This is a genomic window from Isoptericola sp. NPDC019482, assembly GCF_040632295.1.
Taxonomy (GTDB): Bacteria; Actinomycetota; Actinomycetes; order Actinomycetales; family Cellulomonadaceae; genus Isoptericola.
The window spans coordinates 178,715-193,462 of record NZ_JBEYBQ010000004.1 but is presented as its reverse complement, the minus strand read 5'-3'; the positions used below and the strand labels follow the sequence as shown (position 1 = coordinate 193,462).

The window sequence follows — 14,748 nt, the reverse complement described above, 5'->3', positions numbered from 1 at the left end:
GCGGCCACCGGGCCACTACCGGGAGTAGAGCGCGTCGACCTCGTCCGCGAAGTCGCGCAGCACGAGGTCGCGCTTCACCTTCAACGACGGCGTCAGGTACTCGTTCGCCTCCGTGAAGTCGCCCTCGAGCACCCGGAACTTGCGGATCGACTCCGCCCGGGAGACGGCCGAGTTGGCCTCCTCGACGGCGGCGTCGAGCGCCGCGAGCACCCGCGGGTCGGTCCGCGCCGCCCCCGCCGACATGGGCGGGATGCCCTGCGTGGCCAGCCAGCCGGGCAGCATCTCGGCGTCCAGCGTGACGAGCGCGCCGATGAAGGGACGCTTGTCGCCCACGACGACGACCTGTGACACCAGCGGGTGTGCCCGCACCCGGTCCTCCAGCGGCGCCGGGGCGACGTTCTTGCCGCCCGCGGTGACGATGATCTCCTTGGTGCGGCCCGTGATGCGCAGGTGGCCGTGGTCCAGCGCGCCCAGGTCGCCGGTGCGGAACCAGCCGTCCACGAGCGCGTCGGCGGTGAGGTCGGGTCGACCCCGGTAGCCGCGGAAGAGGTGCGGGCCTGCCACGAAGACCGCGCCGTCGTCGTCGATCCGCACCGAGGTGCCGGGGAAGGGCGGGCCGACCGTGCCGATGCGCAGGTCGGAGGGCAGGTTCACGGCGGTCGGCGCCGTCGTCTCGGTGAGGCCGTACCCCTCGAGGACCGTGAGCCCGGCCCCGCGGAAGAAGTGGCCGAGCCGGTCGCCGAGGGGCGCGCCGCCCGAGATCGCGTACCGCAGCTCCCCGCCCATCGCGGCGCGCAGCTGCGACAGCACGAGCCGGTCGGCCAGCGCGTGCCGGGCCCGCAGCGTCGCCGGGACGCGCCCGGCGTCGAGCGCGCGCGAGTACTGGCCCGACACGCGCGCGGCCCAGCCGAACACGCGCCGCTTGGTGCGCGACCCGGCGCGCTGCTCGGCGGAGTTGTAGACCTTCTCGAACACGCGGGGGACGGCGAGCAGGAACGTCGGCCGGAACGTCTTCAGGTCGTCGGTGAGCGTCCTGACGTCGGGCAGGTGGCCGAGCACCGAGCCGCTGGCGATCACCGCGACCTGGATCAGTCGCGCGAACACGTGCGCCAGCGGCAGGAAGAGCACGGTGCGCGCGCCGTCCGCCTCCAGGAGCTCCGGCAGGGCGAGGCGGGCGTTCATCGCGAGGTGCGCGAAGTTGCCGTGGGTGAGCTCGGCGCCCTTGGGTCGGCCCGTGGAGCCGGAGGTGTAGACGATCGTGGCGAGGTCGTCGCGGCGCACGGCGTCACGGCGGTCCGCGACGTCCCGCGCGGGGACGGACACCCCGGCCTCGCGCAGCGCGTCGACGGCACCGGTCGCGATGACGAGCACCTCCTCGAGGTCGGGCAGGTCGTCGTCCACCTGCCGCACGGCGTCCGCGTGCGCGGGTGTCTCCACCACGACGAGGCGGGCGCCGGAGTCCTCGAGGATCCAGCGCACCTGCTCGGGGGAGGAGGTCTCGTACACCGGCACGACGACGGCGCCGGCCGCCCAGGCGGCGAAGTCGAGCAGCGTCCACTCGTACCGGGTGCGCGACATGATCGCGACCCGGTCGCCGGGCTCGATCCCGCGGGCGACGAGCCCGCGCGCCACGGCCGTGACGTCGGCCTGGAACTCGCCCGCGGACACGGGCACCCACGAGCCGTCGGACGCGGAGCGGCGCTCGACGAGCGTCCGGTCGCCGGCGCGGGCGACCCGGTCGGCCAGCAGCGTGCTGATGCTCGTGCCCTCGGGCACGTCCACGAGGCTGGGCGTCGTCGCGACCGTCATCTACTCTCTCTCCGTGCGTGGGTGCGGCATGCGCGGTGCGGCATGCGGGGGCGGCGTCGTGCCGCCGAGGAAGGCCGACAGGTGCCTGACCAGTCTCCGGTCGGCGTGCGGGCCGACGTGGGACCTTACACGCTCGGCGCGCCTCGTAGGATCGAGGCATGCCCGACACCCCTCACGACGTCCCCCAGGACTCCGCCCCGCGCCCCGCGACGGACGGGATGCCCCAGGAGATCCTGGACCTGCGCGCCAGCATCGACAACATCGACGCCGCGCTCGTGCACCTGCTGGCCGAGCGCTTCAAGATGACGCGGCGCGTGGGCGAGCTCAAGGCCGTGGGCGGGCTGCCGCCCGCCGACCCGTCCCGCGACCGCCAGCAGGTCGACCGCCTCAAGGGCCTGGCGGAGGGCGCCGGGCTCGACCCCGAGTTCACCGAGCAGTTCCGCAACTTCATCGTGTCCGAGGTGATCCGCCATCACGAGCGCATCGCCGAGGAGCACGCCGCCGGGCGCCTCAAGGGCGAGCTGCCGCCGCTGGACACCTACGCTTGAAGAGGTGAGATCTGACCCGGTCCCCTCGGGTCGGCCGAGGTCCTGGCGCTTCCCCGTGACGGGGTGGCGTCCGCCGCGTTTCCGTCGCAGGCTGGGTGTTCAGCCCGACGACGGACACCTGGGGGACCACGGATGAAGATCGACTGGCTCAAGCCCCTCGTCGGACGCCCCGGACCGTTCGCGACCGTCTACCTGGACGCGACGCCCTCGGCCGAGGCGGGCGACAGGGACGTCGCGAACCGGTGGCGGGCGGTGCGGCGTTCCTTGGAACGGCAGACGGCGCCCGCGAGCGTGCTGGACGCGCTCGAGGCCGCCGTCCTGCGACCGACGCGCACGGCGGGCGCCCACGGCCGGGTGCTCATCGCCTCGGACGGCGGGGTCGCGGTGGACCGCGTGCTGCGCAACCCGCCCGCTGTCGCGACCGGCGCGTGGCTGCCCGTGCCGGTGCTGCTGCAGGCGGCGCAGGCGGCGGACGAGGCGGTCGACGCCCTGTGCGTCGCCGTCGACCGGAGCGGCGCGGACTTCTGGCCGTGCGACGCGGGCGGCCGGCCCGGCGCCGCCCGGGAGACGTTCGAGGGGCCGAACGACGAGGTGAGCAAGACCTCCAGCACCGGCACCAAGCGCGCCATCATCGAGTCGCGCGCCGAGGACTCCTGGAAGCGCAACGCGGCGGCCGTCGCGGCCGAGATCGACCGGCGCGTGGCGGAAGGGAGCCCGGAGGTGGTGCTGCTCACCGGCGACGTGCGCGCAGTGAACCTGGTGCGCGCGGAGCTCGGGCAGGAGGCCTCCCGGCGCACCGTGGAGGTCGCGGGCGGCGGGCGCGGGCCGGGCGTGCGCGCGGACACCTTCGAGGCCGCGGTCGAGGACGCCCTCGACTCCTACCGGGAGCGACGGCGCGAGGTGGTGCTGGCCGAGTACCGCCAGGACCAGGGGCGCGAGGAGGGGGCCGTGTCGTCGATCGACGACGTCGTCGCCGTCCTGGCCCGCGGTCAGGTCAAGGCGCTCGTCCTGGCCGAGCAGATCGCGATCGACTCGACGTCGGCCCTGGCGGCCTCTGCCGGCGGGGCCGGGGGAGCGGGCGGCGCCGACGGCCTGCTCGGGGGGCGCACGCTGTGGATCGGGCCGGACCCGATGCACATCGCGACGTCGCGCGCCGACCTGACGGACCTCGGCGTCACGGAGGGTCTCGAGGAGCTGCCCGCGACGTCGGCCCTGCTGCGGGCGGCGATCGGCCAGGACGCCGCGCTGACTTTCGCGCCCGAGGGCTCCGTGGAGCTCATGGACGGCGTCGGCGCGACCCTGCGGTGGCACGACGACGGGACGCCGAAGGAGGTCGCCGCCACCATGAGCGGCGACGGCGACCGGTTCACCACGCCGAGATAGAGAACGCGGGTCCGGGTTCTCTATCTCGGCGTCAGGCCTTCGGCTTGCGGGCCGGGGGCTCGCCCAGCTCGGACGCGGTGACGACGATGCCGCCCTGCACGTCCGGGTTGCCCTGGCCCTCGGCCGCCTCGACGACGTCGAGGGCGCCCGTGGCGCGGCCGGCGCCGCGCACGTCGTCGAGGGCCGACCGGACGCCCTCGAGCAGCGCGGCCGGGACCACCATGGAGGCGCTGAGGATCGGCGTGCGCATGGAGACCTTGGCCTCCGACTTGATCTTGCGCAGCGCCGCGAGCGCGTGCCCGGCGGCGGCGAGCTGCACGGGGTCGGCGTCGCCGGCCGCGTCGCGCAGCGGGGCGGCCACGGGCCAGGCGGCGTGGTGCACCGAGCCGGCGCGCCACCACGACCAGACCTCCTCGGTCGCGAACGGCAGGAACGGCGCCAGGAGGCGCAGCAGGGTGTCGACCGCGAGGGCGAGGGCGGTGCGGGCGGACTCGGTCTCTGCGGTCACCTCGGTGGCCGCGGCGCCCGCTCCGTACGCGCGGTCCTTGACCAGCTCGAGGTAGTCGTCGCAGAACGTCCAGAAGAACGTCTCGGTGACCTCCAGCGCGCGGGTGTGGTCGTACGCCTCGAACGCGGCGGTGGCCTGCTCGACGACGTCCGCCAGCCCCGCGAGCATCGCGCGGTCCAGGGGGACGGTCACGCGTGCCGGGTCCAGCACGATCTCGCCGGCGCCGGACTCGGGGTCGACGCCGAAGGTCAGCGCGAACTTCGAGGCGTTGAGCACCTTGATCGCGAGGCGGCGGCCGATCTTCATCTGCCCGACCTCGAACGCGGCGTCCGTGCCCAGGCGTGCCGCGGCGGCCCAGTAGCGCACCGCGTCCGCGCCGTGCTCCTCGAGCAGCGCCATCGGCGTGACGACGTTGCCCTTGGACTTGGACATCTTCTTGCGGTCCGGGTCCAGGATCCAGCCGCTGATCGCCGCGTGCTTCCACGGCAGCACCCCGCACTCGAGGTGCGAGCGCACCACCGAGGAGAACAGCCAGGTGCGGATGATGTCCTGGCCCTGCGGGCGCAGGTCCATCGGGTACACGCGGGAGAACAGGTCGGCGTCGCGCTCCCAGCCGGACACGATGAGCGGCGACAGGGACGACGTGGCCCAGGTGTCCATGACGTCGGCGTCCCCGACGAAGCCGCCGGGTGCGCCGCGCTGCGACTCGTCGTAGCCGGCCGGGGCCTGCGACGTCGGGTCGACGGGCAGCTCGGCCTCGGTCGGCACGATCGGGTGGTCGTGGTCGACGTCGCCGTCCTGCGTCACCGGGTACCAGAGCGGCACGGCGACGCCGAAGAAGCGCTGGCGCGAGATGAGCCAGTCGCCGTTGAGCCCGTTCACCCAGTTGTCGTAGCGCACGCGCATGAAGTCCGGGTGGAAGTCGAGCTCCTTGCCGCGGGCCAGCAGCTCGGCCTTGAGGTCGCGGGCCTCCCAGTCGCGCCCGCCGTTGCGGATGTACCACTGGCGGGAGGTGACGATCTCGAGGGGCTTGTCGCCCTTCTCGTAGAAGTTCGTCATGCGCTGGGTGGGCGTCGGGTCGCCGTCCAGGTCTCCGGACGCGACGAGCGCGTCGACGACGGCCTTGCGGGCGCTGAACGTGGTCTTGCCGGCCAGCTCCTCGGCGTACAGCGCCTCGCCCGGGCCGCCCGCGATCCAGGCCGGCGTCTCGCGCGACAGGCGGCCGTCGCGCTGGATGACCGAACGGGTGGCGAGCTGCAGCTCGCGCCACCACTGCACGTCGGTGAGGTCGCCGAAGGTGCAGCACATGGCGATGCCGGCGCCCTTGTCCATCGCGGCGGCCGGGTGCGCGAGCACGGGCACCTCGACGCCGAACAGGGGCGAGGTCACGGTGGTGCCGAAGAGGCCCTGGTACCGCTCGTCGTCGGGGTGGGCGATGAGCGCCACCACGGCCGGGATGAGCTCCGGTCGCGTGGTCTCGATGTAGACCGGGCTGCCGACCGCGCCGTCCGACGTCGTGCGGTGGAACGCGACCCGGTGGTAGTGACCCGGGTACTCGCGCGCCTCGAGCTCGGCCTGCGCGACGGCGGTCTGGAACGTCACGTCCCACAGGCCCGGCGCCTCGGCCTGGTACGCCTCGCCGCGGGCGAGGTTGCGCAGGAAGGCGCGCTGCGACGCGGCCCGGGAGGTGGCGTCGATCGTCTGGTAGTTCTGGGCCCAGTCCACGGACAGGCCGAGGCGGCGCCACAGCTCCTCGAACTGGCGCTCGTCGTCGGCGGTGAGCCGCTCGCACAGCTCGATGAAGTTGCGGCGGCTGACCGGCACCTGGTCGCCGGGCTTCACGTTCTTGCCGTCGGTGCCCTCGTGCGGGGGCTCGAAGCCCTCGACGTACGGCAGCGAAGGGTCGCAGCGCACGCCGTAGTAGTTCTGCACGCGGCGCTCGGTGGGCAGGCCGTTGTCGTCCCAGCCCATCGGGTAGAAGACCTTCTTGCCGCGCATCCGCTGGAAGCGGGCGACCGTGTCCGTGTGCGTGTAGCTGAACACGTGGCCCACGTGCAGCGAGCCGGAGACCGTGGGCGGCGGGGTGTCGATCGAGTACACCTGCTCGCGCGTGGCGGTGCGGTCGAACGCGTAGGTGCCCTCGGCCGACCAGCGCTCGTCGAAGCGCTGCTCCAGACCCTCCAGGCTGACCTTGTCCGGTACCTCCCGGACCACCGCGCGGACGACGTCGCCGGCTACCTGAGCAACAGGGTTGCCGGCGGGCGGGGTCGCTGCGGAGGTCTGCGCGGGCGCGGTCGGCGCCTCGGGGGTCGGGAAGTCGCTCATGGTCGCTCATTCTCCCAGATCCGAGGGGCCCGCCGGGCATGGCCGTCTCGATCGGCGGACGCCGCCGGAACGTCGGCCAGAGCCTCTGACTAAAGTCAGAGGTATGACGGGATCGACGGGCGGAGCGACGGCGGAGACCGGCGGACAGGTCGAGCACCAGGTGGACGTCGTGCGGCGGTTCAACCGCAGCTACACGCAGCGGGTGGGCGCGCTCGAGGACTCGTTCCTGGGCACCGGGATGCCGCTGGGCACCGCGCGCCTCCTCTTCGAGATCGGCACCGAGCCGGGCACCACACGGGACCTGCGCGCCCGGCTCGGCCTGGACTCCGGGTATCTCAGCCGCCTGCTGCGCAGGCTCGAGTCCGACGGGCTCGTCGCCGTCGTGCCCGACGACGAGGACCGGCGCCGGCGCCGCGTGGACCTCACCGCCGCGGGCCGCCGCGCCTGGGACGACCTGGAGCGCCGGTCGGTGGACCGCGCCCGCGACCTCGTCGCGCCCCTTACCGACCGCCAGCGCGCCCGGCTCGCCGCGGCGCTCGCCGAGGCGGACCTGCTGGTGCGGGCCGCGACGGTGTCCCTCGAGCGCGTGGACCCGGCGTCGGACCTCGCTCGGCGGGCCGTGGCGGCCTACGTGGCGGAGCTCGACGAGCGGTTTCCCGGCGGCTTCGACCCCGGACCGTCGCCCGCCCCCGGCGAGCGCGACGCCGAGGACGCGCGCCTCGCGCCGCCGTCGGGCGCGTTCGTCGTGGCGACGAGCGACGGCGAGCCCGTCGCGTGCGGCGGGGTGCGGACGCTGCCGGACGGCGAGGCCGACGACTCAGCCGGGGGCGTGGGTGAGATCAAGCGGATGTGGGTGCACCCCGGCTGGCGCGGCGCCGGGCTCGGCTCCCGGCTGCTGCGGCACCTCGAGGGCGTGAGCCGCGACCTAGGCCACCGGGAGGTGCGGCTCGACACGAACGGGACGCTCACCGAGGCGGTCGCGATGTACGAGCGCGCCGGGTACCGGCGCATCGCCCGGTACAACGACAACCCGTACGCCGAGCGCTTCTTCGCCAAGCGGCTGGGCTGAGCGGGCGGGCTGAGGGAGCGTCTGCTGGGTCGACCCGGTACCACGTACCTGGTCGTCGGCCGGGGATAGGGTCGGAAGCATGGCTGCGAACCCCGACCTGACCATCGGCTATGCCGCGATGCTCGAGCAGTTCCACCCCACCGACGTGGTCGCGTACTCGGCCTACGCGGAGGAGCACGGCTTCTCCGGCGTCATGGCCGCCGACCACTTCCAGCCGTGGGTGCCGCAGCAGGGCGAGGCGGCCTTCGTGTGGAACGTGCTGACGGCGCTCGGCGAGCGCACCCGCGGCGACCTGGGCCCCGGCGTCACCGCGCCGACGTTCCGCTGGCACCCGGCGATGGTGGCGCAGGCGTCGGCCACGCTCGCCGCGATGTACCCGGGCCGGCACTGGCTGGGCCTGGGGTCCGGCGAGGCGCTCAACGAGCACGTCGTCGCCGGGTACTGGCCCGAGGCCCCCGAGCGGATCAACCGCATGTTCGAGGCCATCGACATCATCAAGAAGCTGTTCGCGTCCGGCATCGACGGCAAGGACGTCAAGCACTCCGGGCAGTACTACAAGATGGAGTCCACGCGGCTGTGGACCATGCCCGAGGTGCCGCCGGAGATCCTGGTCGCCACCGCCGGGCCGATCACCGCCAAGCGCGCCGGCAAGCACGCCGACGGCCTCATCACCGTCGGGGCGCCGCTGGAGAAGATCGAGATGCTGTTCGGCAAGTTCGACGACGGCGTGCGCGAGTCCGGTCGTGACCCGCAGGGGATGCCCAAGGTGCTGCAGGTGCACATGTCGTGGGCGGCCACGGACGAGGAGGCGCTCGCGAACGCGATGACCGAGTGGCCCAACGGCGGCATGAAGTTCCCCAAGGCCGACATCCGCTCCCCGCACGACTTCGCGCAGATGGCCAAGCTGGTGCGCCCGGAGGACTTCGAGGGCCGCATGGTCATCAGCGCCGACCCGGACGAGCACCGCGCCGCCATCCAGAAGTACGTCGACCTCGGCTTCGACCGCATCTACCTGCACAACGTGGGGCGCAACCAGAAGGAGTGGATCGAGGTCTTCGGCCGCGAGGTGCTCCCGAAGCTGGTGCGGTGAGCGCTCGGCTCACGCTCTGGGCGCCCGCCGGGTTCCCCGAGGTGCGGCCCGGCGACGACCTGGCGCGGCTGGTGGGCGACGCCCTGGCCGCCGACGGCGCGGCGTCGGGGGACCCGGTCGCCGAGGGGGACGTCGTCGTCGTGACCTCCAAGATCGTCTCGAAGGCCGAGGGGCGCGTGGTGCGCGCCGCCGACCGCGAGCAGGCGATCACCGACGAGACCGTGCGGGTGGTCGCGACGCGCGAGCGGCCCGACGGCCTGCCCCCGCTGCGGATCGTGGAGAACCGGCTGGGCCTGGTGATGGCCGCCGCCGGCGTGGACGCCTCCAACACCCCCGACGGCACGGTGCTGCTGCTGCCGGAGGACCCCGACGCTTCGGCCCGCGCGCTGCGGGCCGCCCTGCGTGCGCGGTTCGGCCTGGACCGGCTCGGCGTCGTCGTCACCGACACCGCCGGTCGGACCTGGCGCGACGGGCTCACCGACATCGCGATCGGCGCGGCCGGCGTGGACGTCGTCGACGACCTGCGCGGCGGGGTCGACGCGCACGGTCGGCCGCTGTCGGTCACCGTGACCGCCGTCGCCGACGAGGTCGCCGCCGCGTCGGAGCTGGTGCGCGGCAAGGCGGACGGCCGGCCCGTCGCGGTGGTGCGCGGGCTCGCGCGGCACGTGCGCGCGGGGGACGGGCCGGACGCCGACGGCCCCGGCGCCCGCTCGCTGGTGCGCCCCAGCGCCGACGACCTGTTCCGCGAGGGCAGCGCCGAGGCCTACGCCCGCGGGCTCGCGGACGGCCGTGCCGAGGTAGTACGAGACCCTGCGAGGTAGTTCCGGACGGCGCGAGGTAGTGCGGGGCTCCGTGAGGTAGTTCCGGACGGCGCGAGGTAGTGCGGGGCTCCGTGAGGTAGTTCCGGACGGCGCGAGGTAGTGCGGGGCTCCGTGAGGTAGTACGAGGTGGTGCGGGAATCCGCTCGCCCGGAGGCGGCGCCGTCGCCTACGGTGCCGACATGCCTGCGCCCGAGACCTCCCTGCCCGCGGACTGGATCGAGCACCGCCGCCCCGACGACCGCGAGGCGCTCGGCTGGCTGCGCCCCGAGGGCGACGGCTGGGTCGCCGTGTCGCTGCTCGGCCGCGACGTGAGCGGGCCGCTCGACTGGACCGACGCCGAGGACGCGCTCGAGGCGGCCGGGCTGTCGTGGATGGCCGACGTCTGGACGCTCGAGCGCGACGGCGACGAGCCGCTGCGCGTGAAGCTCGTCGAGGTCACGCCCGACCGCGTCGTCGTGCAGACCGACGACTTCGGCGCGATCGACGTCGCGGTCGAGCGGTTCGAGCTGCCGTGGCCGGCGCCGTCGGCGCTGCGCCCGCGCCGCGAGGGCGACCCGGACGGGCGGGTGCTCTTCGCCCGCTGAGACGCTCCGGGGGCCGCGGCCCGAGGCGGCTCAGCCGGCGTCGGTCGTGCCCTCGTAGAGGCCGATCCGGTTGCCGTCCGGGTCCTGGAGCACCGCCCACCAGCTGGTGGGGCTGATCTCGGACTTCTCCATGAGCACCGTGCCGCCGAGCGCCGCCACCTTCGCGAGGGCGTCGTCGATGGAGTCGACCTCGACGTAGCTGCGCGGCTGCTCGAAGCCCTCGCTGCGCGGCGCCAGCCCGCCCCCGCTGATCTGGTTGGGCGCCCGCCACATGGGGTAGTCCTCGAACCCGGGCGGGGCCTCGATCTGCCAGCCGAACAGGCCGGAGTAGAAGCCCTTGGCGCGCTCCTTGTCCGTCACCGGGATGTCGATGTGCGTGATGTCGCCGTGAGCCATCGTCGTGCTCCTCGCTCGTCGTGCGGTGAGTCACCACGCTAGCCGCGGGCCGGCGCCCGGCAGGGCGGGTGCCGGGGGCAAGGATCATCGGCGCGCCGCCTGGTAGACGCCGTCGCACGTCGTGATACTCGGTCTCGGTGTTCACCGTCGAACGCCTGCGGACACAACAAGGGAGTTGTCATGCACCTCGCACGTCGCACGCGCCGTACCGCCCTCGCCGCGGCCTCCGCCGCCACCGTCGGCATCGTCGCGGCCGCCGGCCTCGTCGCCGCCCCCGCCTCGGCCGCGCAGGAGCCGGAGAAGTACGTCGCCCTCGGCGACTCGTACTCCGCCGGGTCGGGCATCCTGCCCCCTGACCCCGACGCCCCGCTCGCCTGCCTGCGCACGACCCTGAACTACCCGCACTTCGTGGCCGACCGGATCGGCGCGGACCTCGTGGACGTCACCTGCGGCGCGGCCCAGACGAAGGACCTCAGCCAGGCCCAGTACCCGGGTGTCGCGCCGCAGCTCGACGCGGTCACCGAGGGCACGGACCTGGTCACGCTGACCATCGGCGGCAACGACAACAGCACGTTCATCGGCGCGCTGCTCGCCTGTGGCTCCGCCGGGGCCCTCACGGGCGGGCGCGGCAACCCGTGCGAGCGCACCTACGGCGACCGGTTCACCGACCAGGTCGAGGAGTCCACCTACCCGGCCGTCCGGCAGGCGCTCGAGGACATCAGGGCGCGGGCCCCCCACGCCCGGGTCGCGATCCTCGGCTACCCGTGGATCGTGCCGGCGGAGAAGGGCTGCTTCGCCAAGCTCCCCGTCGCGGCCGGCGACGTGCCCTACCTGCGCGACCTCCAGGCCACGCTGAACGGCGTCATCGAGCGGGCGGCCGACGAGACAGGTGCGACGTTCGTCGACCTCGCGGAGCGCAGCGAGGGCCGCGACGCGTGCGCCCCGGCCGGCGAGCGGTGGGTGGAGCCGCTGCTGTTCGGCACGAACGTGGTGCCCGTGCACCCGAACGCGCGCGGCGAGAGCGCGATGGCGGACGCCGCCCTGGATGCGTTGGGCTACTGAGCGCGCCCGCCCCGAGGTGGCCGGGGATCACTCCGCGGGCGGCACGACCGGGGTCGGCGTGCCGCCCGTGATCCGGACCAGCTCGTCGTAGGACGTGGGGAACACGGTCTTCGCGTGGCCTGCCGCGGCCCACACGACGTCGTGGACCCCCAGGTCGACGTCGACCAGCGTGCGCACCGGTGAAGGATGCCCGACGGGCGCGACGCCGCCGATCACCTGGCCGGTGGCGTCGCGCACGGTCTCCTTGCTCGCCCGCGCGAGCCGCCCGCCGAGGCGCGAGCCCAGGAAGTCGGTGTCGACGCGGTGGGCGCCGCTCGTGAGGACGAGCACGGGCTCGTCGTCGAGCGTGAAGACCAGCGAGTTCGCGATGGCGCCGACGGGGACACCGAGCGCCTCGGCGGCGCGGGCGGCGGTGGTGGCGTGGTCGTCCAGCCAGCGGATCTCGCCGTCCGCCCCCGCGGCGTCCAGCGCGGCGCGGACGCGGTCGACGGCGGGGTGGGAGGCGGCAGGATCGACGGGGTCGGCGTGTGCCGGTGCCGCCGCGACGACGCCGGCGGGCGCCGCGGGCCGCTCGTCCTCGGGCGTCACGTCGTCCCCGGAGAGCCACCGCAGCCACACGCTGCGGGGGTCGCCCTCGAGCACGAGCGCCCGCACCAGCAGGGTGAGCGGGATCGCGAGGATGGCGCCGAGCGGGCCGATGACGAACGTCCAGAAGACGACGGACACGAAGCTCAGCGTGAGGCTGAGGCTCACGGCGTCGGAGACGAACTTGGGCTGCACCAGCACCTGGAGCACCACGTTGACGACGCAGTAGACCGCGGCGACGGCGAGGGCCAGGGGCCAACCGCCCACGACGAAGGCCATGACGAGCGGCGGGACCAGGCCCAGCACGAAGCCGATGTTCGGGATGAAGTTGGTGACGAACGCGAGGATCGCCCACACGACCGGGGCGGGGACGCCGAGCAGCGCGAGGGCGAAGCCGTCGACGATCGCGACGACGGCGCCGAAGGTCGCGTTGACCACGAAGTAGCGGCGCACCCCGGTGCTGAACCGCGTCGCGCGGCCGATCTGCTCCGCGTGCGTGGCGCCGAAGACGCGGGACGCGGTCGCGTACCGGGCGGCGTCGGCGGCCATGAAGATGGAGTACGCGAGCACGAAGAAGAATGCCGTCGCGATCGACAGCACCATGCCGCTCACGCTGCCGGCCAGGCTGAGGAGGCGGGACGGCTCCAGGAACGACGTCGCCGCGTCCGTGACCTGCGTGTCGAGGCCGAGCTCGGACAGCTGCGCGGCGACCTGCGTGACCGACTGCTCGAGGTCGCGGAAGTACTCCGTCACCAGGTCGGCGAACTGGAAGCCGGCGAACACGAGCATCGCGAGCAGGGCCGCGAGGATGAGGTACGCGACGACGATCACGGCCGTGGTGGCCGCCCAGCGCGGCCAGCCCCGGGCCTCCAGCGGGCGCCGCACCGGGTGGCAGATGATGACGATCACCGCGGCGAGGAACACGGGGGCCAGGACGTCCCGCGCCCAGTACATGCCCGCGAGGACCAGCACGGCGCCGCCGAGCGCCAGCAGGGTGCGGGTCGCGGGGTTGAGGCCGCCGGGGTCGGTGGTCGGGCTGCCGGGCGCGGTCGTCGCGGTCGAGGTCACCCCGCGACCCTAGCGACCGCGCCCGGCGACGGCGCGCACGACCACGCGGCGGCGAGCGCCTCGCTCAGATCCAGCGCTTCCAGCGGAAGACGGCGAACAGCGCGACGCTCACGCTGAGCATGGCCACCAGCGCGGCCGGGTACCCCCAGGCCCAGTGCAGCTCGGGCATGTCGTCGAAGTTCATCCCGTACACGGTGCCGACCAGGGTCGGGGCGAAGAGGATGGCGGCCCAGCCGGAGATCTTCTTGACCTCCTCGCCCTGCCGGATGCTCGCCTCGGTGAGGTGCGTCATCTCCTCGTTCTGCCGCTGGGCCACGAGGGTGGCGTTGACGGTGAGGATGTCGCGCAGGGCGGCGCGGAACGACTCGACGCGGTCCGCGACCTCGGTGAGGTGGTCGGCGGCGTCGCGCAGGTAGGCCTGCATCTCCTCGGTGACGCCGTACTTCTCCGCGCCCTTGGCGAGCGAGCCGCACACGCGCTGCAGGGGGCGGACCGCCCGCTGGAACTCGACGACCTCGCGGGAGAGCTCGTAGATGCGCCGCGAGACCGCCGCGTCGCCACCGAACACCTCGGACTCGATCTCGTCGATGTCGCCGTCGAGGCCGGCGACGACGGGCGCGTAGTCGTCGACGACGCGGTCCACGATCGCGTACAGCACCGACTCGGGCCCGCGGGCCAGCATGGCCGGGTGCGCCTCGAGGTGCGTGCGCACGGCCGACAGGTCGGGGCACGCGCCGTGCCGCACCGTGACGACGAAGTCGGGGCCCACGAAGACGTGCAGCTCGGAGAACTCCACCTCTTCCGCCTGGTCGAGGTACCGGGCGGCGTGCAGGACGACGAACAGCGTGTCGCCGTAGCGCTCGATCTTGGGCCGCTGGTGCGCGACGATCGCGTCCTCGACGGCCAGCGGGTGCAGGTCGAACTCGCGTGCCAGCTGGGCGAGCTCGTTCTCGTCGGGCCGCTCGAGACCGATCCACGCCATGCCGCCGGGGTGGGCGCGCAGCTCGCGGAACGTGTCGGCGAGGCGGGTGAAGCTCGCGACCCGGCGGCCGTCCGCGTCGTACAGGGCGGACTCGACGATCGACGTGCGGCCGGGCACCTCGCGGCGCGGGGCCGCGGTGTCGGGGTGCCCGCCGGCGAGGTGGGCGCCGGAGGCGGGCGTGGCGCGGCGGGGGCGCAGCGCGCCGAGCAGGGGGCGGGTGCGGGCCGTGCGGGCGGCGGACGCGCGGGCAGAGGTGACGGACATGGCGGACTCCGAGCGTGCAGGGGCGTGCAGGGACGAGGACGTCGGTCCCGCGACTGCGGCTGGAGGCGCCCCGGACGTCGGGGTGCTCGGAGGTGCGGTGGCGCCGGATCAGGGCACGTGCGCCACGGCCGCCCGGCGCGGCCGGGCGGGGAGCCGTCAGTCGCGGCTCGGACTACTGGGAGGCTCGCTACGGGTCATGTGGCGCGCACCTCCCTCGTCGTCCTGCGGCGGTCGCCGCTGCTGCTCAGGCCGTC

General features: G+C 74.1%; 12 protein-coding genes and 1 pseudogene. 7 read left to right on the top strand and 6 right to left on the bottom strand.

Annotated elements, in window-relative coordinates; genetic code table 11:
• Positions 1-15: 15 nt before the first annotated feature.
• Positions 16-1,809, bottom strand: coding sequence for an AMP-dependent synthetase/ligase (locus tag ABZ493_RS05240; RefSeq protein WP_430581113.1), 1,794 nt, complete (start codon positions 1,807-1,809; stop codon positions 16-18).
• A 158-nt stretch (positions 1,810-1,967) separates the two neighbouring features.
• Here ABZ493_RS05240 and ABZ493_RS05235 point away from each other — a divergent pair, with 158 nt between their 5' ends.
• Both ABZ493_RS05235 and ABZ493_RS05230 read left to right on the top strand, forming a co-directional pair.
• Entirely contained in the window at positions 1,968-2,357 is a 390-nt protein-coding gene (locus tag ABZ493_RS05235; protein WP_430581112.1) for a chorismate mutase, read from the top strand.
• A 132-nt stretch (positions 2,358-2,489) separates the two neighbouring features.
• The gene (locus ABZ493_RS05230) at positions 2,490-3,740 is read left to right on the top strand and encodes a hypothetical protein (RefSeq protein WP_430581111.1); all 1,251 of its coding nucleotides are present in this window, start codon (positions 2,490-2,492) and stop codon (positions 3,738-3,740) included.
• Positions 3,741-3,771: 31 nt separating this feature from the next.
• On the opposite strand, the gene valS is transcribed toward ABZ493_RS05230, so the two are convergent.
• Complete coding sequence (gene valS / locus ABZ493_RS05225) at positions 3,772-6,573, bottom strand: valine--tRNA ligase (protein ID WP_430581110.1); 2,802 nt, start codon at positions 6,571-6,573, stop codon at positions 3,772-3,774.
• Positions 6,574-6,676: 103 nt separating this feature from the next.
• Here valS and ABZ493_RS05220 point away from each other — a divergent pair, with 103 nt between their 5' ends.
• From ABZ493_RS05220 to ABZ493_RS05205, 4 genes are all read left to right on the top strand, one after another.
• The gene (locus ABZ493_RS05220; RefSeq protein ID WP_430581109.1) at positions 6,677-7,642 is read left to right on the top strand and encodes a bifunctional helix-turn-helix transcriptional regulator/GNAT family N-acetyltransferase; all 966 of its coding nucleotides are present in this window, start codon (positions 6,677-6,679) and stop codon (positions 7,640-7,642) included.
• 79 nt (positions 7,643-7,721) lie between these two features.
• Positions 7,722-8,732 (top strand): TIGR03557 family F420-dependent LLM class oxidoreductase, encoded by a 1,011-nt coding sequence (locus ABZ493_RS05215; protein WP_430581108.1) that lies wholly within the window; start codon positions 7,722-7,724, stop codon positions 8,730-8,732.
• The gene (gene cofE, locus ABZ493_RS05210; protein WP_430581107.1) at positions 8,729-9,553 is read left to right on the top strand and encodes a coenzyme F420-0:L-glutamate ligase; all 825 of its coding nucleotides are present in this window, start codon (positions 8,729-8,731) and stop codon (positions 9,551-9,553) included. Before ABZ493_RS05215 ends, cofE begins: the two co-directional genes overlap by 4 nt.
• Positions 9,554-9,732: 179 nt before the next feature.
• Positions 9,733-10,137 (top strand): hypothetical protein, encoded by a 405-nt coding sequence (locus tag ABZ493_RS05205; protein ID WP_430581106.1) that lies wholly within the window; start codon positions 9,733-9,735, stop codon positions 10,135-10,137.
• Between the two features lie 30 nt (positions 10,138-10,167).
• On the opposite strand, the gene ABZ493_RS05200 is transcribed toward ABZ493_RS05205, so the two are convergent.
• A complete protein-coding gene (locus ABZ493_RS05200; RefSeq protein ID WP_430581105.1) occupies positions 10,168-10,533 on the bottom strand; it encodes a VOC family protein in 366 nt (121 codons plus the stop codon).
• Positions 10,534-10,713: 180 nt separating this feature from the next.
• On the opposite strand from ABZ493_RS05200, the gene ABZ493_RS05195 reads away from it, so the two are divergent.
• On the top strand, positions 10,714-11,595 hold the full coding sequence (locus tag ABZ493_RS05195; protein ID WP_430581104.1) for an SGNH/GDSL hydrolase family protein: 882 nt from the start codon (positions 10,714-10,716) through the stop codon (positions 11,593-11,595).
• Between the two features lie 27 nt (positions 11,596-11,622).
• Here ABZ493_RS05195 and ABZ493_RS05190 read toward each other — a convergent pair whose 3' ends face one another.
• The 3 genes and pseudogenes from ABZ493_RS05190 to corA form a co-directional block, all read right to left on the bottom strand.
• Positions 11,623-12,063 (bottom strand): YbaK/EbsC family protein, encoded by a 441-nt coding sequence (locus ABZ493_RS05190; RefSeq protein ID WP_430581140.1) that lies wholly within the window; start codon positions 12,061-12,063, stop codon positions 11,623-11,625.
• Positions 12,064-12,294: 231 nt separating this feature from the next.
• Positions 12,295-13,134 (bottom strand): annotated as a pseudogene (locus tag ABZ493_RS05185) (AI-2E family transporter); the annotation flags it as partial.
• A 178-nt stretch (positions 13,135-13,312) separates the two neighbouring features.
• Positions 13,313-14,494, bottom strand: coding sequence for a magnesium/cobalt transporter CorA (gene corA / locus ABZ493_RS05180; RefSeq protein WP_430581103.1), 1,182 nt, complete (start codon positions 14,492-14,494; stop codon positions 13,313-13,315).
• Positions 14,495-14,748: the final 254 nt, after the last annotated feature.

Coding starts and splice junctions, on each gene's coding strand:
- ABZ493_RS05205 (WP_430581106.1), top strand. CDS start 9,733: ATGCCTGCGCCCGAGACCTCCCTGCCCGCGGACTGGATCGAGCACCGC.
- valS (WP_430581110.1), bottom strand. CDS start 6,573: ATGAGCGACTTCCCGACCCCCGAGGCGCCGACCGCGCCCGCGCAGACC.
- ABZ493_RS05200 (WP_430581105.1), bottom strand. CDS start 10,533: ATGGCTCACGGCGACATCACGCACATCGACATCCCGGTGACGGACAAG.
- corA (WP_430581103.1), bottom strand. CDS start 14,494: ATGTCCGTCACCTCTGCCCGCGCGTCCGCCGCCCGCACGGCCCGCACC.
- ABZ493_RS05195 (WP_430581104.1), top strand. CDS start 10,714: ATGCACCTCGCACGTCGCACGCGCCGTACCGCCCTCGCCGCGGCCTCC.
- ABZ493_RS05240 (WP_430581113.1), bottom strand. CDS start 1,809: ATGACGGTCGCGACGACGCCCAGCCTCGTGGACGTGCCCGAGGGCACG.
- ABZ493_RS05220 (WP_430581109.1), top strand. CDS start 6,677: ATGACGGGATCGACGGGCGGAGCGACGGCGGAGACCGGCGGACAGGTC.
- ABZ493_RS05230 (WP_430581111.1), top strand. CDS start 2,490: ATGAAGATCGACTGGCTCAAGCCCCTCGTCGGACGCCCCGGACCGTTC.
- ABZ493_RS05235 (WP_430581112.1), top strand. CDS start 1,968: ATGCCCGACACCCCTCACGACGTCCCCCAGGACTCCGCCCCGCGCCCC.
- ABZ493_RS05215 (WP_430581108.1), top strand. CDS start 7,722: ATGGCTGCGAACCCCGACCTGACCATCGGCTATGCCGCGATGCTCGAG.